Consider the following 19,847-nt stretch of genomic DNA (forward strand, 5'->3'; position numbering starts at 1 on the left):
CGAGGCGGGCGCTGCCGCCGAGAGCCGTCCGTCTCGAGCCGCCAGCGAATCGATGTCGCTCCTCGGCCGCCCCGCGATGCGAGGCTGAAGCCCAGCCCGGACGTTCCGGCCGCGGGAAGCGAGAGGCGGACCTCCCATGCGCGTCTTCAGGACGAGGAGCGGTTGGGTACGCGGCTTTCGGGCCTCGGCCGAAGCCGTTGCCGTCCTCGGCATCCCCTATGCCGCCCCGCCCTTCGGCGTCAACCGGTTCCGGGAGCCTCTCCCGGCAGCGGAGTGGACCGGGGTGCGGGACTGCACCGCGTTCGGCCCGATCGCGCCGCAGTCGGCGCGGCTGCCCGGAGCCCCCGCGTGGTCGCCCGGCGACGAGGACATCCTCACCGTCAACGTCTGGACCCCGGCAGCCGGGGGCGGCCGCCTGCCGGTCCTGGTCTGGATCCACGGCGGCGCGTACACCTTCGGATCATCGGCCCAACCCGACTTCGACGGCACCGTGTTGGCCCACGCCGGTCTCGTCGTGGTCACCCTCAACCACCGACTCGGCTTCGAAGGCTTCGGCCACGTCCCCGACGCCGAGCCGCCTGTCTCCCCGGACAACCGGGGCCTGCTCGACCAGGTCGCGGCCCTGCGCTGGGTTCGGGGGAACATCGCCGCCTTCGGTGGCGATCCCGGCAACGTCACGATCGCCGGCCAGTCCTCCGGGGCCGCCTCGGTCGCTTTCCTGATGGTGATGGAACGCGCCCGCGGGCTGTTCCACCGTGCCATCGCCCACAGCCCCGCCAGCCCCTGCTACCCGCGCCGAGTCGCTGCCGCGACCACCCGCGAGGTCGCCGCCGCGGCGGGCTGTCCTGCCACGGCCGAGGGCCTGGCATCCGCGACGCCGCACACACTCGTCATCGCCTCCGACAGGGTGGTCGACGACTACCGGCGCGACCCCGCCTCCGGATCCCGCCACTACGACCCCGTTCTCTACGCACCCGTCCTCGACGGCGATGTCGTGTCCACCGACCCCCTCACCACGATGGCAACCGGTGCGACCCGGGGAGTGGACCTGCTGGTCTGCCACACCACGGAGGAGTACTGGCTGCTCGACGCCGTCGGCAGCAGCGCGAAGGTCACCACGGACGAACAACTCGCTCGGTTCGCCCACGACTTCCGCCTCCCCGACGGACTGATGGCCGGCTATCGCGCTGCCATGCCCCACGCCTCGGTGCTCGACATCTACCTCCGTGTGTACGGAGACCTGATGTTCGGCGAGTACGGCAATCGACTCGCCGAGCTTCATGCCCGGGCCGGCGGCCGGGCCTTCCTGTCACGCTTCGACCGCCGTCGTGCCGGACAGGACCGGGTCGTGCGGGCCTGGCACTGCGCCGACATCCCCTTCGCCTTCGGCAACGTCGACGACGAGCGCCTGTCCTTCCTCATCGGCGGAGCGCCCACCCCGGCAGACCACGGACTCTCACAGCGCATGGTTCGCGCGTGGGCCGATTTCGCCACCACCGGTGACCCGGGCTGGCCCTCCCTCGACGACTCCGCTCACCACAGAATCTGGAGCACCGACGCCACCACCGGCGACTACGGGTCCACCGACGACAGGGACGCCGCTGTCCGCGCCCTCTGGGCCGAGGCCGAGTTTCCCGTCCTGTGTCCGTGACCTGGTCACCGTCCTGGGCATCGGGCCCCGCGCCGTCCACGAGCGCGACGCGTGCCTCCTCCACGGTGTCGGCCCGGACCTCCACCGCGGTGAGGTCCTCGCGCTCCCGGGCCCCTACGGCGCGGGCAAGACCACCACCGTCGAAATCCTGGAAGGCTTCCGGCGGCGTTCCGCCGGTGAGGTGAGCGCCCTCGGCAACCTCCTGACCATCCCCGACCCCTACGACATCGCGCTGCGCGACTTCGGCCTCCTCCTCGGCGCGGTCGCCCTCGCGCGCCCTGCCGTGCGCTGTCACGGCGCACGACGGCCCCGTTCCGGCGCGACCGACGCCGAGTGACTCCGCTCCGGCGGGCCGGCGGGCCGGCGGGCCGGCGGTACCGAAGTCACGCGAGCGCCCCCGCCTGCGACGGGGGCGCTCGCGTACTTCACTTGTCTCACTTCTCGGGGCTGTTCCCCACCACGCCTCCGCCTGACCGGTCCGTCAGGCGTGAGCGTGCCCGCGCCGGTGACCGCGGTTCGTGAACAGCCGGTACAGCGCGAGGAGGATGACGGACCCGATGATGGCCGCGATCCAGGTGGAAAGATCGAAGAAGCCGTCGATCGAGTCGACTCCGAATATCACCTTGCCGAGGAATCCTCCGAGCAGACCTCCGGCGATACCGATGAGCATGGTGACGATAATTCCACCCGGGTCCTTGCCCGGCATGAGCGCCTTGGCAACAGCCCCGGCGAGCAGACCGATAGCTATCCACGCGATGATGCTCATGACAGCGATTCTCCCTTGCGTTCGATTCGCCAGACGTGTTTCCAAGAGAGGCACCGTCAAACGGAAGCCGGCGACAGTTCCTCGGACCCACCGCCCGGGGGAGCGGGCCGGGAGGCGGTCCGAGCGCGATGATCACCCGCCTTCCGCGCTCTGGCCCGTCCGCCCAATTCGTCGAATCGGTCGAATCATTTGAAGCGCCGCGCGGGGGATTTCACACCGCTCCGTCCTGCTCGCATGGAAGTCCTCATTCGGGGGATACGCAGATCTCATTGACCGTGGTCGTCGCCCGAACCCAAAGGCCGATCAAGGATTTACCGGGGAAGAGTACGGCCGCACGGGCAGTACGGCCGCGGACGCATGGAAAAGGCACGGCTTCGGAGAGCGCGGGCGTCACCGGAGCAGCCGTGTCTCCTGTGGCCCGGTCAGCCGTCAGCCGTCAGCCTCCGCCGCCTCGGCGGCCGGCGTCATGGGGACCCAGCCCTCCGAGTTCCGGTACCAGTACTGCTTGAGCCCCTCGATGCTGGTGGTGCGGAACGGGCGGCCGTGGTCGTCGATGCGCACCGTGCCGGTGCGGCCCTGGGAGGACCAGTCGAGTTCGAGGTACCAGTCGCAGGTGCAGGACTCGGTCTGCGCGGAGACCAGCAGCACCTCGGGCTTCCGCAGGGACACCTGATAGGGGAAGTCGATCGCCGGACCCGGCCTGTCCAGGTCGTTGCTCGGCATCGAACGGGCCAGGGGCCGATGCGCGTCGAGGTCCACGGCGAAATGGCGAGGGATGAGGATGGAGCCGCAGCCTTCGTACGTGGAGTAGGCGATGCCCCGGTCGGCGGCGGGGACGCTGCGGTCGACCACGCGTACACGCAGTGCCTCCAGCACGACGGCGGCGGAGCCGCGCCCCTGCACCGAGATCCTCAGATCCGTGGTGCGCCCGTGTACGGCCCCCTGGGATGCGGCCCACACCGCGGCGTCCGTCGGGGACGGCGGCGGTGGGACCTGCTGCGGCGGCTTGGCGATGACGTAGTCATGGGCGCACTCGTGCTGCCAGAGCTGCGAGTCGGCCGTCCAGGTGAGCGGGACCTTCGGCGGGACCGTGTCGGCGTTCGCCCGCGTCTCCTGCGAGCCGCTGCCGCTGTGCGGGGCGGACTCCGAGGGTTCCGGTGTGGTGCGGGCGGTGGACGGCGACTCGGGATCACGGGAAGGGGGTGCGGCAGCGGATCCCGGGCCACCGTCGCGGTGCGGGGCCGAAACAGAGGGCTCCGGTGCGGTGCGGGAGGAAGCCGACGACTCGCCGCCACCGGAGGGGCGTCCGGCAGCGGACGAGGCGAGGCCGCCGAACGCGAGGGTCAGCGAGGCCGCCAGTGCCAGAGACCGCACGGGCCATCGCCGGGGGTGCCTGGTACGGGGCTGCCTCCCGGCCGGTGCGGCAGGCTCGGTTGTCTTGTCTCCTGCGTCGCTGGGGGGCGTGGACGGGGCGGAGGCAGCGGTACCGATGCCGGGCGTGGATGCGGCGGCGGCCGCGGTGCGGGGGGCATGGGGCGTGGACGCGGCGGAGGCCGCGGTATCGGTGTCGTGGGGCGCGGACGCGGCCGAGGCCGCCCTGCGCGGGGCATGGGGCGTGGGTGCCCGCCGCGCTTCGGACGTGCGGGAGCGTTGCCGGGCCGCGACGGCCAGGATCCACCGGCGGTGCAACTCCACGCGTTCCTCCGGGGAGGCTCCGCAGAGCGCGGCGAACCGCTCGATCCCGTTGAAATCCGCGGGAACGGCCTCACCCGCGCAGTAGCGGTGCAGCGTGGAGGCATGCATGCCCAGCCGCCGGGCCAGTGCCGCGTAGCTGCGGTCCGTGCGCTCCTTCAGACGCGTCAGCAGGAGCGCCAGCTCCACCACGTCGTCGTGGACTGCATCCATGTGGTCGTACTCGCATCCATCCGTGTGCCCGAGCCCTCGTGTCCTGATCCGGGACCGCATCCAGGCACTCTCCCTACCTGTACGCCGGGGCGACTGGGATGGTTGCATACGTGTGCCCGCCTTCTCGCCACAACCGCCCTCATCGGGCGCCGTGTTGGAGCCGGGCCGGCCTCTCCGGATCACGTCCGGCGTGTTCGGTCAGGTGCCGAGCAGTGCGGTCTCCAGGTGGCGGCCCCAGCGCAGGGCGGCGGCCACGCACTCCTGGGCCCGGGATTCCAGGCGTCGCCGCGGCCCGACGACCTGCACGGCGGCGACGACCTCGCCGGTGAAGTCACGGACCGGTACGGCGACCGAATACAGGCCCGGTTCGGCCTCCTCGTCGACCACGGAGTACCCGCGCCGCCGGGTCAGCTCCAGTCTGCGCAGGAAGTCGTCCAGAGCAGATGCCCGATCAGCGGCGCGAACCCGTTGAGCTGCAGCTGCCCGTCGTCGGCGGCCATGGTGACGGCGACGTCCGCGCCCGCGGTCGCGAACGCGATCTGGTTCACCGTCTCGGGGATCACCGGGTTCACCTTGCGATCCGCAGCGCGGTCGGACAGGTGTCGTTGGTGGACCGGCAGCGGTTGACTGGGGCGTGCACACGGCACGGGCCCTGGAGAACTTCCGCGTCAGTGGCGTTCCCGTCCGTGCCCATCCCCACCTCGTGCGGGTGGCACCGCCATGTCCTCCAGCGCGTCCGTCTCGATCCGGCACCCGGTGCCGCTCGCACGGCTCACCCCGCCGAATCCGCTGAGCGCGAGGTCGTGTCCAGCCATGCGGACCTTCTCCTTCACTCCCCGCCGCGCCACCCGTCCGGCGGCGCGACCCCGCACAGCGTCCCGCCGCGGCAGGTCGGTACCGCCATGCCGAAACGGCCGACGCGACTGCCGATGCGCTCGCGCCCTGAGCCACTCGTCCTGTCGTCCCGCAGTCGCGACCCCGGGCCGTGGATCATCGGCCCGATATAGTGCCCGGGTGACGCCCAACGGCCCCTCATCCGGACAGCCGGGCCTGGGAGCGGCCTCCTCACTGCGGACGGCCCTGCGCATGGTCAACACCGTGCTGGACCGCGAAGCCTCCGGCCGGACCGGCTTCAACGTCAGCAGGCTCGCCGACGAGGTCGGTGTCGAGCGCAGCAAGGCGTCACGCACCACGCAGGACCTGGGCGACAAGGGCTTCCTCGAACGCCGCGACGACTCGACACTGCGCGTCGGCAACGCCTTCTTCGCCGCTGCCGCGTCCCTGCACCCGGGGCTGCTGCGCCGCAGCCGCCCGCTCCTGCGCCGCATCGCCCTCGAACACGGCGTCGGCGCACGCCTGTCCGTCCGCGACGGCGTCCAGGTCCGGCTGCTGCGTGCCGAGTCCGCCGCGGACTTCGTCCAGGAGTGGCAGGGCCGGGCCGGTCTCGTCACCCCGTGCTGGTGCACCGGCGCGGGCCGTGCGCTCCTCCTCGACCACACCGCCGAGGAGATCTCCGCCCTGCTCGACGACTACGAGCTGATCGGCGTCGGCGGCCCCAACGCCGCCCGCTCCGCCGCGGAACTGACCGCCGCCAACGACCGCGACCGCCTGCGCGGCATCATCGCGGCGCACGGCGAGTTCGAACACGGCGTCACCGAGTACGCCGTACCCGTGCGCGACACCGGCGGACACATCCGCGCGGCCGTGTCGGTCGTCGGGAGACAGCAGGAACTGCACTCCCGCGAGCGGACGCTGCACACGGCCCTCACCACGGCCGCCGCCGCGCTGGCGCGATCCATCGACGACGACGCCACGGACCGGTAGGGCCCGACCCCACCACTCGTACGACAGCGTCTCCTCACGCACGACAGCGTTCCCTCCCGACCGTCGCGGCGGGCAGGCCGCCGAGCCGACGAGGGTGCCCCGACGCCGAACCGAGGGGTCATCCATCCCGGACAGGCATCCCAGGCTGGCGCGTTTCTGCAGGTCAACTGGGGTGGGATCACCCCACCGTTGCATGTTGAGGGCAGGCGTTGCCCCAGGCCCACGAAGCGTCCGACGCTATGCCTGTCGCACCGGCTGAGCGGTCGTGCCGACGGCAGCGCAGCGACACCGACGCTCACCGGGTACGGGGCGCGAACGCGTAAGGAAGCGTCCGAACGCCTTCGCCCTCCATATCGATTTACCGATGTACCGATATGCCGATAAGAAAGAGGAACACGCACATGAACATGAAGCCCCTCCCCGCCCGCCGGGTGGCCGTGGCCGCAGGGCTCGTCCTGGCTCTCGGATGCGGTGTGTCGGCACAGGCATCCACCACCGGGCCGCGGACGGTCGACGAGAAGGCCGCCAAGGCCACCATCGCCGCCTGCTCCCAGAAGGTCCTCGGGGTCTCGGCCACGAAGGAGCCCGCGGACAGCAAGGACGCCAGGCATCTTCTCCTCACCGTCCAGAACGCCGGCGACAAGAAGTGCAACCTCTACCGCTACCCCCTCGTACGGCTCGGCGCCGGCCGGAACACCGCCCCCGTGATCAAGGACAGTGACGCGACCCCGGGAGTGCCCGTCACCCTCGCTCCGGGGCAGGAGGCGTATGCCGCTCTGCTCGTCAACGGCCCCATGGACGAATACGAGGCCAAGAGCATCACCCTCAGCCTCCAGGGCAGCAAGCCCGGCAGCACGGCGGGCAAGCCGATCGACGTCCCCATGCCCGTTCCGACGCTGTACGCCAACGACTTTCAGCGTGTCACCTACTGGACGACCGCTTCCGGTTTCGCCCTGCGGTTCATCATGTCGCAGTGACGGACCTCGACCGGCACCGCTTCCCAGCGGCTGACCGGACCCCACGGTCCCGCTGATCACCGACTGGAAGCCGGCCGTGGCAGGCAGCACCACGACACGCCCACCCGCGCCACGCCCTCCCCTGGGACACCCATGTCCTCACGCCCAGGACAGGGGTGAGGCGGGTGGGCGCGGCGCGTCACCCGCCCACGTGCGTGGCCGGCCGGCGCACCCGGGATCCGGCGATTTCCGTGGACCGCGCGGGGTGCGCGATACTCGCTCCGACCTTTCAGATTTACATGTACAGGACAGTTGGAGGATCGATGCGCGGTGTGTTCGGACGACTGGTGGCGGCGTGTGCCGCGGTAGTCGCACTGCTGGTGCTCTCGCCGGCGCAGCAGGCGTACGCGGGGACATCCTGCACACCCGTGCTCGGCTGTTCGGAGACGTACAACTACTCGGGTTCCCTGGTCCTCGCGGTGCGGGACTGGACATGTTCGAGCGGAACGACCGGATCGTGGAACACCGGATGCGTCTCACTCGGCAACACGCGCTGGCTGAGCAACGGGTACCGGACGCCGAGCGGGCAGGACTGGGACGCCTTCAAGGTGGACGCCGGCTGGTGCGTCCTGGTGGAGTTCCAGATTCCGGCCAAGAAGTGGCACGTGACCTACGACCGGCGAGGCAAGTCCACTCCCGTCTACGTCAAGGTCGAGAACTTCGGTACCGCCTACGTCCGCGGGCAGTCCACCACCTCCTGCCCCTGACTCTTCCCGTTCTGACGTGGGGGTGCAGCTCCAGACTTGGTCCGGCGGAAGCGTCAGCTTCCGCCGGACCAAGTCCGTCGCGCCGTCGCGCCGAGGTCGACCGCGCCGTCCCTCCCAGATGGGATGAGGGTGGCGAAAGTTTCGGGGCATTCTTCGAGCGGGACTCCTCCAAGCGGCCGCAGCGTGCTCCACGCCCGAGCGTGGTCGAGAGCCCGGTGTTCTCCTGCCGCATGGGATCGCATCCAGCCACCGGGCGGCTGTCGCGTCGCCCATGCCGGGCCGCCCGTCGACGTCAGCGGAACTCCTGACCTTGCCGCGTTCGAGTCGTCTGATGCAGTAGCGAGCGGCGCTGCCCCGCTGACCCAGAGGGTGGGGAGGGGCGTGTCCGCGGCCGGCTCTCGCGGGTGGCGCCGCAGTGCGACCGGACTCGTATTCGCTGACTCAAGGCGCATCGCCGCAGTCGCGGCCCTGAATCTCGGGCCTGACCGAACTCCCTGCCGGTGACCGGACGCAGTCACCGGCAGCGGCATGGCGGTCGGGTTGCGCACGCGATCGGGCCGGGCCGGGCTCTGCCCGCATGGTTTTTCGTCGATCCGCCGGGCCGGCGAGGCCGGGCGAGGTCGGGCGAGGTCGAGCGCCAGACCAGGCGAGACGATTCGAAAAATTCGGCGGCGCTGGCGAATCTTGCGTGAAGTATTGACGTTGCCTGTCGGTTCCCTATGATCCGATTGATCGACACTTCGCCCATCGTTCGATATCACGCACATACCGGTCCTGCCCGCTCGCGGGGCGGGTAGGACCGGGTCGCGCCCATGGAACGGCCGAGTCGCAGGGAGTACGTTGCTCATGCCTATGTCATGCACGCGTCAGTGCAGTACCCGTAGCCGCACGCCTCCGGTCCTCACCACCGCCCGGCTCCGCAATCCATTGCTGCAGCCACGGTTCGGCTCGATCGCGCCACGACCCGGGACCGCGGCCCTGCCGGACTCCGGCTGATCACGGACGGCAGGCGGACCTGCCGGGCCGTCCGCAGCCCCAGGGAGTTCGTTTCGGCCGTGCTCACGCAAGCGCCGCGAACCGCACCACCTCGACAGTCCGGACGGCCCGCTCCGACGGGACGACCGGAACCCCTCACTCAAGAATCAAGAGGTCGTCATGCGTAAAGCGAACTTCACCCGTAAACGTCTGTCCATGGCTCTGGCCGCCACGGTCGCGGCCCTGGTCTCGACAGCGGCGTCTCTCGTCGCCAACCCGGCTCAGGCGGCCACCAGCGCGTGCGCCCTTCCGTCGACGTACCGGTGGACATCGACGGGCCCGCTGGCGCAGCCGGCGAACGGGTGGGCCTCGGTGAAGGACTTCACCAACGTGACGTACAACGGAAAACACCTGGTCTACGCGTCGAACTTCGCGGGATCGTCCTACGGCTCGATGCGGTTCAGTCCCTTCACGAACTGGTCGGACATGGCCTCGGCCGGCCAGGCCGGCATGAACCAGGCCGCGGTGGCGCCGACCCTGTTCTACTTCGCACCCAAGAACGTCTGGGTGCTGGCGTACCAGTGGGGGGCGTGGCCTTTCATCTACCGCACGTCGAGCGACCCCACCAACCCCAACGGCTGGTCCGCGCCGAAGCCGCTGTTCACCGGCAGCATCTCCGGCTCCGGCACCGGCCCGATCGACCAGACGCTGATCGCCGACGGTCAGAACATGTACCTGTTCTTCGCCGGTGACAACGGCAAGATCTACCGGGCGAGCATGCCGATCGGGAACTTCCCGGGCAGCTTCGGCTCGTCGTACACGACGATCATGAGCGACACGACGAACAACCTGTTCGAGGCGCCGCAGGTCTACAAGGTCCAGGGCCAGAACCAGTACCTCATGATCGTCGAGGCGATGGGTACGAACGGGCGGCGCTACTTCCGCTCGTTCACGGCCTCCAGCCTGGGCGGTTCTTGGACGCCGCAGGCCGCGAGCGAGAACAATTCCTTCGCGGGCAAGGCCAACAGCGGCGCGGCCTGGACCAATGACATCAGCCACGGCGACCTGGTCCGCAACAACCCCGACCAGACCATGACCATCGATCCCTGCAACCTGCAGTTCCTCTACCAGGGCAAGTCTCCCTCGGCGAGCGGCCCCTACAACCAGCTGCCCTGGCGGCCGGGCGTGCTCACCCTGCAGCGCTGACCCGCCTCGTCACAGGACGCCGACGACCGAGTGCCTGACCGGGCTGCTTACCCGTCAGGCACTCTCTCGTACGGTCGGTGCCGCCGCGGTCATCCGACTCCCAGGGTGCCCCCGGCACCGTCCACCGCCCGTGGCCTGCGTCGACTTACCATGTGGGGGCGTGTGTGCGCGTCAGTGCGGGGGAGGATGTCGTGGCCGTCTACGAGCTCAGGAATCGTCTGGTCGTCGGTATCGCCTCCAGCGCACTGTTCGACCTGGCGGAGGCGGACGCCGTCTTCCGCGATCAGGGGGAGGACGCCTACCGCGCGTACCAGGAGGACCACGTCGACGACACGCTGGGGAAAGGGGTCGCCTTCCCCTTCATCCGCAGGCTGTTGTCCCTGAACGATCTCTCGCCCGAGGACCCTCTGGTCGAGGTCATCATCCTGTCCCGCAATGATCCCGACACCGGTCTGAGGGTCATGCGGTCGATCCAGACCCACAACCTTCCGATCAGCCGGGCCATCTTCATGCAGGGCCGCTCGCCGTACCACTTCATGCCCGCCCTGAACATGTCCCTGTTTCTGTCCGCGAACGAAGACGACGTCCGCGAGGCCGTCGCGCTCGGGCTGCCCGCCGGGCGCGTGATCGGTCCAGCCGTGGCGGACGTGAGCGACGATCAGGATCTGCGGATCGCCTTCGACTTCGACGGAGTCCTGGCCGACGATGCTTCGGAACAGGTCTACCAGGCCAACGGCATCGAGGGCTTCCGCTTCCACGAGACCGCGAACGCCGCCACCCCGCACGACCCGGGCCCGCTGCGTGACTTCCTCGCGGGCGTGAACATGCTCCAGCGACGGGAGGAGGAGCGACGGGCTGGAGACGCCGACTACACGAGCCGCGTCCACGTCTCCCTCGTCACGGCCCGCGACGCACCCGCCCACGAACGGTCGGTGCGCAGCCTGAAGAACTGGGGCGTGACCGTCAACAACGCCTTCTTCCTCGGCGGCATAGACAAGAGCACGATCATGGAAGTCCTCAGGCCCCATATCTTCTTCGACGATCAGGTAGGGCACCTGACCGGCACCGCCCGCAGCACGCCCAGCGTGCACGTGCCGTTCGGGAAGATCAACGCACCGGACGGTGCGACGCCTGAACAAGCGCAACGATGAGCCTCGTTCGGAACGGGACGTCGACGCGGTGGCCGCCGAGTACAGCCGGCCGTCCGCACGACGCTCAGCACCGGTCGCGGCACGGCGGGCACTTCCGGAGCCCAGGCCGGGGGTCACGCCCGGGCTGACGCCCTTGTCCCACGACCGAATCGGCGGGGATCATGATCGCGTGCATCCCCGAGAGAGACTCCACGAACTGCTCCCGTGCGCCGGACTCACGCTTGTCGAGGACATGCGTCCAGGGAGCCTGTTCCCGCCGGAGGCCGGCTGGCGCGTCGCACGAGGCATCGCGGCGCCGGACGGTGCCGTGCGGGAAGCGCTCGACGCCGCGTGGTGGCGCCGCCTCGCAGACGCCGACGGCGAATTCCTGGTGGCCGTCCTCGGGCACAGGATCGGCGGCAACGACGCCTGGTGGACCCGCGTCCGATACGACGGCGCCGGCGTGCCGGGGTTGACCCCGAACCCCGGGTTCGTGGCACTCTCCCTTGACGGGCAGGTACTTCTCGCCGAGGTGCCCGGCGTGGACGGCCCCCGGGTGACCGCGCTGGACCGGCTGCCGGAGCGGCTGGAGGAGGCCGCCGCGGCAGCCGCGCGCGAGACGGAGGCCGAGCGCGCCGAGGCGTGGGCAGCGGTGCCCGGCCGGCCCGCGTGGCCTCTGCACTGGGCGGAGGGCATCGGATCCAATCCGGCCGCGCCGGACGAACTGCTGATCCAACTGCTGGACGTCGCGGAGGGGTTCCTGCACGGCTGTGAGCGGCCCGCCGTTCTCGACGCCGCCGTTTCGCACCCCGACCCACGGGTGCGCGCGAGGTCCGCCGACACCTTCCGGCCCAAGCTCACGCCCGATCAGTGGATACGCCTCGTCCGCGCCGAGCCCTCGCCCAGCCGGCGCGTGCTCTGGGCCGAGCAGGCCCGCGTGTGGGGCGTCGAACTTCCCGAGGACCTGTACGACGAGTTCCTCGCCGGTCCGTCCCGCGACCTGGCCGCCCGATTCCCCGGACTGCCCGCCGACCGTCTCCCGGGCCTCGCGGCCGACGCCGATCCCCGGGTGAGGGTGGCTGCCTGCGCTCGGTGGGACGACCTCACCGCGTCACTGCGGGAGCGGCTGCTGGCCGACACCGACGACGAGGTCCGTACGGCCGCGCTGCTCGCCCACCACACCGGCGTCCCCATGCCGCGCGAGGTCTTCGCCGCCCTGCCCGACCCACCGCGGGCGCTCGAACGATGCCGTTTCGCACCCGAGCTGGAGGCGGACCTGGTCCGGAACGGGGACGCTGAGGCACGCCGTGCGCTGGCCGCCAGTCCCGGCCTGGGCGCCGACGGCGTCGCCGTGCTGGCTGAGGATCCGCAGGCGGACGTCCGCTCCGCGGTGGCACTGCGCCCGGACCTCACCGAGGAGCAACGCGCCACCGTACGCCATGTCTTCGACCCGACGCTGATGTCGCACACCCTGCCCTGGGTGCGCGACCTGCACGGTGAAGCCGACGCGATGCGCCGTCTCGCCGCGTCGTCCCACCCGCTGGTCCGCCGCAGCGTGGCGCGAGCCCGGCACCTCCCGCCGGACGTCGTGGAGCTTCTGGCCCGGGACGAGGACCGGGCGGTTCGCCTGTTCCTCGCCGAATCGTGCGACGACGCGCCGGCCGAGCTGCTGCTGGATGTCTGGCGCTGGTGGGACGGCAGTTTCACCCACCCCGGCCGCCCCCGCAGCCACCCCAACTTCCCCCGTACGGGCTTGCTGCGCCACGCCGACGACCCCAGCGGGCGGATGCGCCGCCTCGTCCTGGACGACCCTGAGTCGACACCGGCCGATGTCGCACGCCTGGTCCGGGATCCCGAACCCGAGGTGCGCCGCCGCGCGGCTGAGGACCCCCGGCTGTCACCGGCTGACGCGGTGCGGCTGCTGAGCGACCCGGAGTCCTACGTCCGTGGCGCGGCGACACGCAGTCCGCGACTGCCGGCCCGTGTCCTGGCCGGGTTGCTGCACGACCGCGACACGGCATGCGTGGCGGTCACCAACCCGGCGATCCCGGTCCCCGTCCTGCACCGCATCCTGGCCGCGGCCGCGGTGGCAGCCCTGTGAGCCGACGGACGCACGGTGGGAAAACCCGTGCCAGGACCCCTGGGACACCGACCGAGGCGGGAAATGGGTTCGCGACGTCGGGGGAGCGGATGACAGGGTGCGGCGCATGGCACCCCCGTACCAGATCCGCGCGGACTACGACGCCGACACGATCGTCGTCTATCAGGCATACACGCCCGCCATAGCCGACGCGGCGCTGCGAGCGGGCCGCTTCGTCGCGCCGTTCTCGCTCCGCAGGATGACGTGGATCAAGCCGTCGTTCCCATGGCTGATGCACCGCAGCAACTGGGCCCGCAAACCCGGGCAGGAGCGCGTTCTCGCCGTGCGGATGTCCCGGCAGGGCTGGGAGGGGGCCCTGTCCCGCGCCGTGCTCACCACCGCGGATCCGGCAGCCGTGGCCCGGGCGGCAGTGCACGTCCAGTGGGACCCGGAACGCTCGTCGCGCGGAGCCGCACTGAACCACTACAGCATCCAGGTCGGCATCGGCCGCGATCTCATCCGCACGTTCACCGACGACTGGATCGTCAGCCTCACGGACCTCACCCCCCAGGTCCGCAAAGCCGCGACACTGACACAGACCGGGCACGCCGCCAAGGCCCAGCGGCTGTTCCCCGCAGAACGGGCGTATCCACTGCCACCGCACCTGGAACGCCTCCTGTCCCCGGGCAGATGACGGCCGACCGGCGGGGGAACGGTCGCCCGCCCCCGGGGCTGCCCCCGGGGCTGCCCCGGGGTTCTCAGCCCCTGCCCGACGCGCCTACCGGCCCGCCTGCGGCATGGCCGCGCGCTGATCGAGCCTGCGCAGCGCCATGTCCCCCCACTGGAGATTGTCCCGTTCGAAGGACATCCCGCGCAGCAGGGTGAGGTAGGGGCCGATGCGTTCGGCCTCGGCGAAGTACGCCTCCTCGGAGCGCCCGTCCAGGAGACGCATGCGGAGTCTCTCGTAGCGGGCGAGCTTGGCGGTGGCCCAGTCCATGCGCTCGGTGACGGCGGCCCGTACGGCGTCGAGGTCGCCCGCGTCCAGACACTGCACCTTGACCAGCAACTCGTCCCGGATCACCGCCGGTTTGCCCAGGGGCTCGGCGGTGTAGGCGCGGACGGCCTCCCGGCCCGCCTCCGTCAGCGAGAACAGCCGCTTGTTGGGACGGCGTTCCTGCTCGACCACGCGGGCTGTGACCAGCCCGTCCGTCTCCATGCGGTCCAGCTCTCGATAGAGCTGCTGAGGTGTCGACATCCAGAAGTTGGCGACCGTCGCGTCGAACGCCTTCGCGAGGTCGTACCCGGACGCCTCGCCCTCCAACAGCGCGGCCATGACCGCGTTCCGCAATGCCATGGGCACACGCTAACAGCAGGGTGACTATTCAACGAGGTGACCGCCCATCTGATCTCGCCCATGGACACAGCGCGAGTCCAGCCTCTAGCCTCCCTCGGAGCTATTCAAATAGTTGTATAGGAGAGAGGTCGGTTTCATGCATCCCTTCCGCAAGGCTGTCGAGAGCGACGACATGGACGCGGTGGCTGCGCTGCTGGCCGACGACGTCGTCTTCACCAGTCCGGTCGCCTTCCAGCCGTATTCGGGCAAGGCGATCACCGCCGCGATCCTGCGCGGGGTCGCCCGTGTCTTCGAGGACTTCACCTACGTCCGCGAGATCGCCAACCCCGACGGCCGCGACCACGCCCTCGTCTTCACCGCCACCGTCGCCGGCAAGAAGCTCCAGGGCTGCGACTTCCTGCATGTCGACGAACACGGCCGCATCGACGAGTTCACGGTGATGGTGCGTCCGCTCTCGGCCGCGATGGCGCTGTCCGAAGCGATGGGTGCTCAGTTCGACCGTATAGCCGAGGAGGCGGCCGGCGAGTGACCACGACGACCGACCGCGGCGCGGTCACGGCGGCGCGAACAAGCCCCGCCTGACCGCCGCCTTCCGCGAGCCCCGGGGGTGGAGAGTGGACTGCGCGTCCGCGCCCACGGTCCGCTCTTCCGGCTCTGCCGCGCAGGCACGCGCCGAGGCACCCGCCGTCTGGAGGCAGGCGTGGGAAACATTCGAGCCGCCCCTTGGCGCGACTCGTCGACACGCCCGCCGTCGATCACGACCGAACGGGCGGCGAGTGGCGAGCGGCGCACGTCCGGCGGTCTCACGGCTTCGGTGGCCGGGCAGGCTGGGCCGTACGGGATGCCGTGCCGGGCCGGGCAGGCAGCCATGGCCGGAAGGACCGGTCCGGCAGCCACCTGACGGTCGCGAATGCTGACGCGCCAGTACAGATCTGGTACTGCGAGAGGGTGTACCCCGTTCCTGGACTGTGTTCCGTTCTGTACCGTTTCGTTCCGTGATGGGAGGGGCGTTCGCCCGCTCCGCCACCGTCGTCCCGGTCCCGCGTGTGCGCAGAAGGAGAACTGTCGTGAACGAACTTCCCGACCCGGTCGAAGCCGACCGCGCCCTCAAGGCCAAACACAGGGCGATGTGGGCGCAGGGTGACTACCCGGCCGTGGCCGCCGAGATCATCCCCGAACTGGGCCCGATCCTGGTCGAGGCGTGCGGGCTGCGCGGCGAGGGCGGCCGAGGGGCTTCCGGCACCGCGGGGCGGGCCGTGCGGCTGCTGGACGTGGCGGCCGGTTCAGGCAACGCGGCGATCCCCGCGGCGCTGGCCGGCGCGAGCGTGGTGGCGAGCGACCTGACCCCGGAGCTGTTCGAGGCCGGACGGCGGCTCGCGGCGGAGCGGGGCGTCGAGGTGGAGTGGCGACAGGCCGACGCCGAGGCGCTGCCGTTCCAGGACGACGAGTTCGACGTGGTGCTGTCCTGCGTCGGGGTCATGTTCGCGCCGCATCACCAGACCGCCGCCGACGAAATGGTCCGCGTCTGCCGCCCCGGAGGCACGATCGGCCTGCTCAGCTGGACGCCCGAGGGCTTCCTCGGCCAGATGTTCGCCACCATGAAGCCCTACATGCCGCCGCCCCCGCCCGGTGCGCAGCCCCCGCCCCTGTGGGGGGACGAGGCACACGTCCGCGCCCTGCTCGGGGACCGGGTCACGGACGTCGAGGCACGCAAACAGACGGTCCTGGTCGACCGTTTCAAGAGCCCCGAGGAGTTCCGTGACTACTTCAAGGCGCGTTACGGTCCGACCATCGCCGCCTACCGGGCCGTAGCCGACGACCCCGCCCGTACGGCCGCACTGGACCGGGACCTCGCCGACCTCGCCCAGCGGCACGACCAGGGGGCGGGCAGCACGGCGATGGAGTGGGAGTACCTGTTGTTCACCGCACGCACGGTGTGACCGCCTGACAGCGCGAGGACGGACGCCGCGCCCGGCCGAGGGCCGGCGCGGCGCCCGTCCGGGCCGGGCGCGGGCGGATGCCTGACGGACCCGTGCGTCCGGCAGCTCCAGGGCCGCTTCAGGCACGGGACCGGGGTTCGCCGAGCGGTGGTGGCTCTCCGGCGGCGCGAGGTAGGTGACGGGCAACCCGCCGGTGTCGACGACGATCTGGTCCAGGGCGATCGCGGGGCCGACCATGAAGAGCCGCAGGACGTGTTCGCCCGGTTCGGAGACCGTCATGGTGGTGGTCAGCTTCTCGATGCCGTCCTCGACATTGCCGGCCCAGGCGTCGCCACGGTTGCCGGTGGCGACTGCCTGACCCGACAGGACGACGACCGGCTGGTCGTCGAGAGAGGGGGCGACCCGGGCGGCGGCGTTCGTCGAGGGAGGGAAGCCGGAAGACGTTGACCCGGAAGTCCCCGGTGGTGGCGAAACGCACTCGACAGCGCAACTCCGGTGCCCGGCTGGTGAGCTCCTCGGTGATCGGGGTCGCCGTCGACGGCGCGGTCTCCATGGCGGCCGTTCGGCGGCCGAGTCCGCGAACCGTCCGCCGGCGAGCCCCGCCGCGCGCCACCCGGTGGTCGAAGTGCGCGGCGTCGGGAGCCGGGCGCGGGGCCTGTGGGCTCATGGGCGTTGCGGCACGGATGCCCGTGCAGTCTTCGGTCTGCCGGCCGGCGCGCCTGACGGATGCCTTCCGGGCCTCGCGGCGGCGGACGGTCGGTGCATCTCGTCCGGCGAGACCGGCCTGAACGTTCTTGACGATCGATGCCGTCCCCTCACCCGAAGTTCCGTCAGGAGTCCCGGCCGGCCGGAATCCGCAGGCTCACCTCGTAGCCGCCGTCCGGGGTGGGACCGGAACGGAAGGTGCCGTCGAGGAGTTCGGCGCGTTCTCTGAGGCCGATCAGGCCCTGTCGGGAGCCGGGGAGGGGCAGTGAGGGGCGGGTGGGTGGTGTGTTCGTGACGGTCACACCGAAGGTGGCGCGGTCGTCGGCGCTCCAGACCCGTACGGCCGCACGGGCACCCGGCGCGTGTTTGCGGACGTTGGTGAGGGCTTCCTGGACGGTGCGGTAGACGGTGCGCTGGGCGGTGGTGCCCACCTCCGGCGGGAGTTCGCCGGTCAGCTCGGTGTCGATGCCGCTGCTCGCGACGAGTTTGTGCAGGTCGGCGAGGGTGGGCTGCGGGGTGAGTTCGGTGGCCCTGCCTCCGGAGGCGCGCAACAGGGTGACCATGTGCCGTAGTTCGTCGAGCGTGTCGACGCTCAGGGAACGGATGGTGCGCGCGCCCTCCTTGAACGCGGGGTCGGTGGCGGCGACCTGCAGAGCACCTGCCTGGACGGCGATCAGGCTGACCTGGTGGGAGACGACGTCATGCATCTCACGGGCGAGCTGGGCGCGTTCGTGGGCGAGCACGGCCTGGGAGTGCAGCAGGCGCTCGTGCTCACGCGCCTCCTCGATCTCGACGATACGGCGGGCCAGGTCCCGGCGGGCCTGCACGAGCTGGCCGAGCAGCACCGGGGCCGCGGCGGTGGCGAGTGTGTAGAAGAAGTAGACCAGGGTCCAGGCTCGGTCGTGCGCGCTGAGGTCGTTCAGCGGCCACGGGGCGGCGGAGGCCAGGGCGAACAGTATGGCGCAGAAGACGAGCAGTCGGCGGTCGCGGGAGCGTTCGGCCAGCGTGAACAGGGCAGCGAACGGGGCGAACACGACGTCCAGCATGAGGCTGGCGGGAAGGGTGAGAAGGAAGACCGGCAGGGGGAAGCGCCGACGCACCACGAGGGCGGCGCACGCCAGCGCGGCCGTGCCCTGGGACACGGGGGTGGAGTCCTCGAGGCAGAACAGGACGTCCACGCAGGCGATCGCGACGACCACGAGGTCGAGCACCGGATCCGGGATCCGTGCCCACCAGGCTGGCGAGGTGGTCATCGCCCCGCCCTCACGGGCCGCTGCCCACCGTCGAGCAGCCCGGCCCGCTGGGCGAGCAGGGCAGCCCGCACCCTGCCGGCGACCCGCAGCTTGCTGAGGATCGCGCTGGCATGGCGCTTGACGGTGCCCTGGCTGAGATGGACGAGCGTACCGATCCCGGCGTCGGACAGCCCCTCCGCGAACAGCACCAGGACCTCGCGCTCGCGTCCGGTGAGCCGGCCGACGCGCGCGGCGTCCTCGGCGTCGACGGTCGTGGCACCGGGACGACTCTGCCAGACGTCACGGGATGCCCTCGGTGACATCACGACCCCGCCCGCGACCACTGCGCGTACGAACTGCGCGAGTTGGTCGGGTTCGGTGTCCTTGAGCAAGCAGCCGGCCGCGTCCGAGCGCAGCGCGGTGAGGATGTGCTCGTCGGCGTCGACGGTCGTCAGCATGGCCATCACCGGCGGTTCCGGGAGGGCGCGCAGCTGCCTCAGCACGGTCAGCCCGTCCGCGTCCGGCGTCCGGATCACGTGCGCTCCGCCTCGTCGTAGTTGTGCGTACGTCGCGGGCCGTACGTCGCTGCTGATTGTCACAGGATCGACAGTAGAACGGGAAATGCCCGGGAGGGACGGGCGGACGTAGACTCCCCCCGCCTGGGGGTGCGTTCCGGTCGTACGGCGGGGCGCGGTGACCGACCCGGCGGTGTCGTGGCCTGACCGATGGGTGGAGGCAGGCTGTACGGGAGCGACCTGCAGGGCAACCGGTCGCGTTTCCGTTGCCCATCGTTCCGAAAGAGATCATGAGCTGATGACCGACTCGAACGCGGCCCGCGTGAGCCTGCTGGTGCTGTACTCGCCGCGACTTGAGGAGTGCCTGCGCTTCTACCAAGGGCTCGGCCTGCGCTTCACCGCGGAGCGGCATGGCCGGGGCCCCGAACACCATGCCGCCGTCCTGGGGGACGGCGTGGTGTTCGAGCTCTATCCGGCCCGCCCGGGCAGACAGACCGACGCACTCCGTCTGGGCTTGGCGATCAAGGGCACGAGCGCGTCTCCACCGCTTGCCCCCGGCCGCCATCTGCTCACCGACCCCGACGGCCGGACCGTCGAGGTCCACTGCACTTGAGCACTCCGGGGCGGCCAGGACATCGGGCAGGACCTTTCCCGGCACCATCACCGGTCCTCGCTGGAAAGCCGTCCGTGAGACAGGCGGCGGCGGTGCGGCTGACGGACGCACATGGGGAGCCGAAGAAGACGTGTACGGCGTGGCCGCGGCCGTCGGGCAGAGGGAGCCCGGCGGCCCACGGGGTACCGCCCCCCCCGGGCCGGGGCAGCGGCAGCGGGATCGGCAGCG

19 protein-coding genes and 3 pseudogenes are annotated in these 19,847 nt (G+C 70.9%); 13 read left to right on the plus strand and 9 right to left on the minus strand.

Going from position 1 to position 19,847, the window contains the following annotated elements:
* The first annotated feature begins 136 nt into the window (after positions 1 to 136).
* The 3 genes and pseudogenes from ACZ6BB_RS34480 (at position 137) to ACZ6BB_RS34490 (ending at position 1,988) form a co-directional block, all read left to right on the plus strand.
* Entirely contained in the window at positions 137 to 1,651 is a 1,515-nt protein-coding gene (locus ACZ6BB_RS34480) for a carboxylesterase/lipase family protein (RefSeq protein WP_471619057.1), read from the plus strand.
* A 13-nt stretch (positions 1,652 to 1,664) separates the two neighbouring features.
* Positions 1,665 to 1,847: pseudogene (locus ACZ6BB_RS34485) on the plus strand (ATP-binding cassette domain-containing protein); the annotation flags it as partial.
* Positions 1,833 to 1,988: a hypothetical protein gene (locus ACZ6BB_RS34490; protein ID WP_471619132.1), complete on the plus strand. Its 156-nt coding sequence runs from the start codon at positions 1,833 to 1,835 to the stop codon at positions 1,986 to 1,988. The pseudogene ACZ6BB_RS34485 and the gene ACZ6BB_RS34490, both read left to right, overlap by 15 nt.
* Before the next feature lie 144 nt (positions 1,989 to 2,132).
* Here the strand turns inward: ACZ6BB_RS34490 and ACZ6BB_RS34495 are convergent, their stop codons facing one another.
* The 5 genes from ACZ6BB_RS34495 to ACZ6BB_RS34515 all read right to left on the minus strand — a co-directional run bounded on the left by ACZ6BB_RS34495 (position 2,133) and on the right by ACZ6BB_RS34515 (position 5,137).
* Positions 2,133 to 2,417, minus strand: coding sequence for a GlsB/YeaQ/YmgE family stress response membrane protein (locus tag ACZ6BB_RS34495; protein ID WP_471619058.1), 285 nt, complete (start codon positions 2,415 to 2,417; stop codon positions 2,133 to 2,135).
* A 429-nt stretch (positions 2,418 to 2,846) separates the two neighbouring features.
* On the minus strand, positions 2,847 to 4,322 hold the full coding sequence (locus tag ACZ6BB_RS34500) for a helix-turn-helix domain-containing protein (protein ID WP_471619059.1): 1,476 nt from the start codon (positions 4,320 to 4,322) through the stop codon (positions 2,847 to 2,849).
* Between the two features lie 198 nt (positions 4,323 to 4,520).
* Positions 4,521 to 4,709, minus strand: a complete 189-nt coding sequence (locus ACZ6BB_RS34505; protein ID WP_471619060.1) for an IclR family transcriptional regulator domain-containing protein — start codon at positions 4,707 to 4,709, stop codon at positions 4,521 to 4,523.
* A 20-nt stretch (positions 4,710 to 4,729) separates the two neighbouring features.
* A complete protein-coding gene (locus ACZ6BB_RS34510; protein WP_471619133.1) occupies positions 4,730 to 4,885 on the minus strand; it encodes a hypothetical protein in 156 nt (51 codons plus the stop codon).
* A gap of 105 nt (positions 4,886 to 4,990) precedes the next feature.
* The gene (locus tag ACZ6BB_RS34515; RefSeq protein WP_471619061.1) at positions 4,991 to 5,137 is read right to left on the minus strand and encodes a hypothetical protein; all 147 of its coding nucleotides are present in this window, start codon (positions 5,135 to 5,137) and stop codon (positions 4,991 to 4,993) included.
* A gap of 199 nt (positions 5,138 to 5,336) precedes the next feature.
* On the opposite strand from ACZ6BB_RS34515, the gene ACZ6BB_RS34520 reads away from it, so the two are divergent.
* From ACZ6BB_RS34520 to ACZ6BB_RS34550, 7 genes and pseudogenes are all read left to right on the plus strand, one after another.
* A complete protein-coding gene (locus ACZ6BB_RS34520; RefSeq protein WP_471619062.1) occupies positions 5,337 to 6,146 on the plus strand; it encodes an IclR family transcriptional regulator domain-containing protein in 810 nt (269 codons plus the stop codon).
* A gap of 401 nt (positions 6,147 to 6,547) precedes the next feature.
* Positions 6,548 to 7,123, plus strand: a complete 576-nt coding sequence (locus ACZ6BB_RS34525; protein WP_471619063.1) for a DUF4232 domain-containing protein — start codon at positions 6,548 to 6,550, stop codon at positions 7,121 to 7,123.
* 302 nt (positions 7,124 to 7,425) lie between these two features.
* Positions 7,426 to 7,869: a hypothetical protein gene (locus ACZ6BB_RS34530; protein ID WP_471619064.1), complete on the plus strand. Its 444-nt coding sequence runs from the start codon at positions 7,426 to 7,428 to the stop codon at positions 7,867 to 7,869.
* A 1,275-nt stretch (positions 7,870 to 9,144) separates the two neighbouring features.
* Positions 9,145 to 10,050 (plus strand): annotated as a pseudogene (locus ACZ6BB_RS34535) (non-reducing end alpha-L-arabinofuranosidase family hydrolase); the annotation flags it as partial.
* Between the two features lie 191 nt (positions 10,051 to 10,241).
* Positions 10,242 to 11,201 (plus strand): 5'-nucleotidase, encoded by a 960-nt coding sequence (locus tag ACZ6BB_RS34540; protein ID WP_471619065.1) that lies wholly within the window; start codon positions 10,242 to 10,244, stop codon positions 11,199 to 11,201.
* 232 nt (positions 11,202 to 11,433) lie between these two features.
* Positions 11,434 to 13,281 (plus strand): hypothetical protein, encoded by a 1,848-nt coding sequence (locus ACZ6BB_RS34545; protein ID WP_471619066.1) that lies wholly within the window; start codon positions 11,434 to 11,436, stop codon positions 13,279 to 13,281.
* Positions 13,282 to 13,387: 106 nt separating this feature from the next.
* Positions 13,388 to 13,954, plus strand: a complete 567-nt coding sequence (locus ACZ6BB_RS34550) for a DUF4291 domain-containing protein (RefSeq protein ID WP_471619067.1) — start codon at positions 13,388 to 13,390, stop codon at positions 13,952 to 13,954.
* 84 nt (positions 13,955 to 14,038) lie between these two features.
* Here the strand turns inward: ACZ6BB_RS34550 and ACZ6BB_RS34555 are convergent, their stop codons facing one another.
* Complete coding sequence (locus ACZ6BB_RS34555; RefSeq protein WP_471619068.1) at positions 14,039 to 14,614, minus strand: PadR family transcriptional regulator; 576 nt, start codon at positions 14,612 to 14,614, stop codon at positions 14,039 to 14,041.
* A 136-nt stretch (positions 14,615 to 14,750) separates the two neighbouring features.
* Here ACZ6BB_RS34555 and ACZ6BB_RS34560 point away from each other — a divergent pair, with 136 nt between their 5' ends.
* Both ACZ6BB_RS34560 and ACZ6BB_RS34565 read left to right on the plus strand, forming a co-directional pair.
* Positions 14,751 to 15,143, plus strand: a complete 393-nt coding sequence (locus ACZ6BB_RS34560) for a nuclear transport factor 2 family protein (protein ID WP_471619069.1) — start codon at positions 14,751 to 14,753, stop codon at positions 15,141 to 15,143.
* 538 nt (positions 15,144 to 15,681) lie between these two features.
* Positions 15,682 to 16,554 (plus strand): class I SAM-dependent methyltransferase, encoded by an 873-nt coding sequence (locus tag ACZ6BB_RS34565; RefSeq protein ID WP_471619070.1) that lies wholly within the window; start codon positions 15,682 to 15,684, stop codon positions 16,552 to 16,554.
* Between the two features lie 168 nt (positions 16,555 to 16,722).
* On the opposite strand, the pseudogene ACZ6BB_RS34570 reads toward ACZ6BB_RS34565, so the two are convergent.
* The 3 genes and pseudogenes from ACZ6BB_RS34570 to ACZ6BB_RS34580 form a co-directional block, all read right to left on the minus strand.
* Positions 16,723 to 17,221: pseudogene (locus ACZ6BB_RS34570) on the minus strand (glycosyl hydrolase 115 family protein); the annotation flags it as partial.
* 163 nt (positions 17,222 to 17,384) lie between these two features.
* On the minus strand, positions 17,385 to 18,512 hold the full coding sequence (locus tag ACZ6BB_RS34575) for a sensor histidine kinase (protein WP_471619071.1): 1,128 nt from the start codon (positions 18,510 to 18,512) through the stop codon (positions 17,385 to 17,387).
* A complete protein-coding gene (locus tag ACZ6BB_RS34580; protein WP_471619131.1) occupies positions 18,509 to 19,084 on the minus strand; it encodes a LuxR C-terminal-related transcriptional regulator in 576 nt (191 codons plus the stop codon). Before ACZ6BB_RS34580 ends, ACZ6BB_RS34575 begins: the two co-directional genes overlap by 4 nt.
* Before the next feature lie 220 nt (positions 19,085 to 19,304).
* Here ACZ6BB_RS34580 and ACZ6BB_RS34585 point away from each other — a divergent pair, with 220 nt between their 5' ends.
* The gene (locus ACZ6BB_RS34585; RefSeq protein ID WP_471619072.1) at positions 19,305 to 19,619 is read left to right on the plus strand and encodes a VOC family protein; all 315 of its coding nucleotides are present in this window, start codon (positions 19,305 to 19,307) and stop codon (positions 19,617 to 19,619) included.
* The last annotated feature ends 228 nt before the right edge of the window (positions 19,620 to 19,847 follow it).

Source organism: Streptomyces sp. NPDC041108 (assembly GCF_055592645.1).

What these genes read in the sequence shown, in the direction of transcription:
- ACZ6BB_RS34500 (WP_471619059.1), bottom strand. Translation starts at nt 4,322, where the DNA reads ATGGATGCAGTCCACGACGACGTGGTGGAGCTGGCGCTCCTGCTGACG.
- ACZ6BB_RS34480 (WP_471619057.1), top strand. Translation starts at nt 137, where the DNA reads ATGCGCGTCTTCAGGACGAGGAGCGGTTGGGTACGCGGCTTTCGGGCC.
- ACZ6BB_RS34545 (WP_471619066.1), top strand. Translation starts at nt 11,434, where the DNA reads ATGCGTCCAGGGAGCCTGTTCCCGCCGGAGGCCGGCTGGCGCGTCGCA.
- ACZ6BB_RS34495 (WP_471619058.1), bottom strand. Translation starts at nt 2,417, where the DNA reads ATGAGCATCATCGCGTGGATAGCTATCGGTCTGCTCGCCGGGGCTGTT.
- ACZ6BB_RS34560 (WP_471619069.1), top strand. Translation starts at nt 14,751, where the DNA reads ATGCATCCCTTCCGCAAGGCTGTCGAGAGCGACGACATGGACGCGGTG.
- ACZ6BB_RS34515 (WP_471619061.1), bottom strand. Translation starts at nt 5,137, where the DNA reads ATGGCTGGACACGACCTCGCGCTCAGCGGATTCGGCGGGGTGAGCCGT.
- ACZ6BB_RS34585 (WP_471619072.1), top strand. Translation starts at nt 19,305, where the DNA reads ATGACCGACTCGAACGCGGCCCGCGTGAGCCTGCTGGTGCTGTACTCG.
- ACZ6BB_RS34525 (WP_471619063.1), top strand. Translation starts at nt 6,548, where the DNA reads ATGAACATGAAGCCCCTCCCCGCCCGCCGGGTGGCCGTGGCCGCAGGG.
- ACZ6BB_RS34575 (WP_471619071.1), bottom strand. Translation starts at nt 18,512, where the DNA reads ATGACCACCTCGCCAGCCTGGTGGGCACGGATCCCGGATCCGGTGCTC.
- ACZ6BB_RS34530 (WP_471619064.1), top strand. Translation starts at nt 7,426, where the DNA reads ATGCGCGGTGTGTTCGGACGACTGGTGGCGGCGTGTGCCGCGGTAGTC.
- ACZ6BB_RS34555 (WP_471619068.1), bottom strand. Translation starts at nt 14,614, where the DNA reads ATGGCATTGCGGAACGCGGTCATGGCCGCGCTGTTGGAGGGCGAGGCG.
- ACZ6BB_RS34550 (WP_471619067.1), top strand. Translation starts at nt 13,388, where the DNA reads ATGGCACCCCCGTACCAGATCCGCGCGGACTACGACGCCGACACGATC.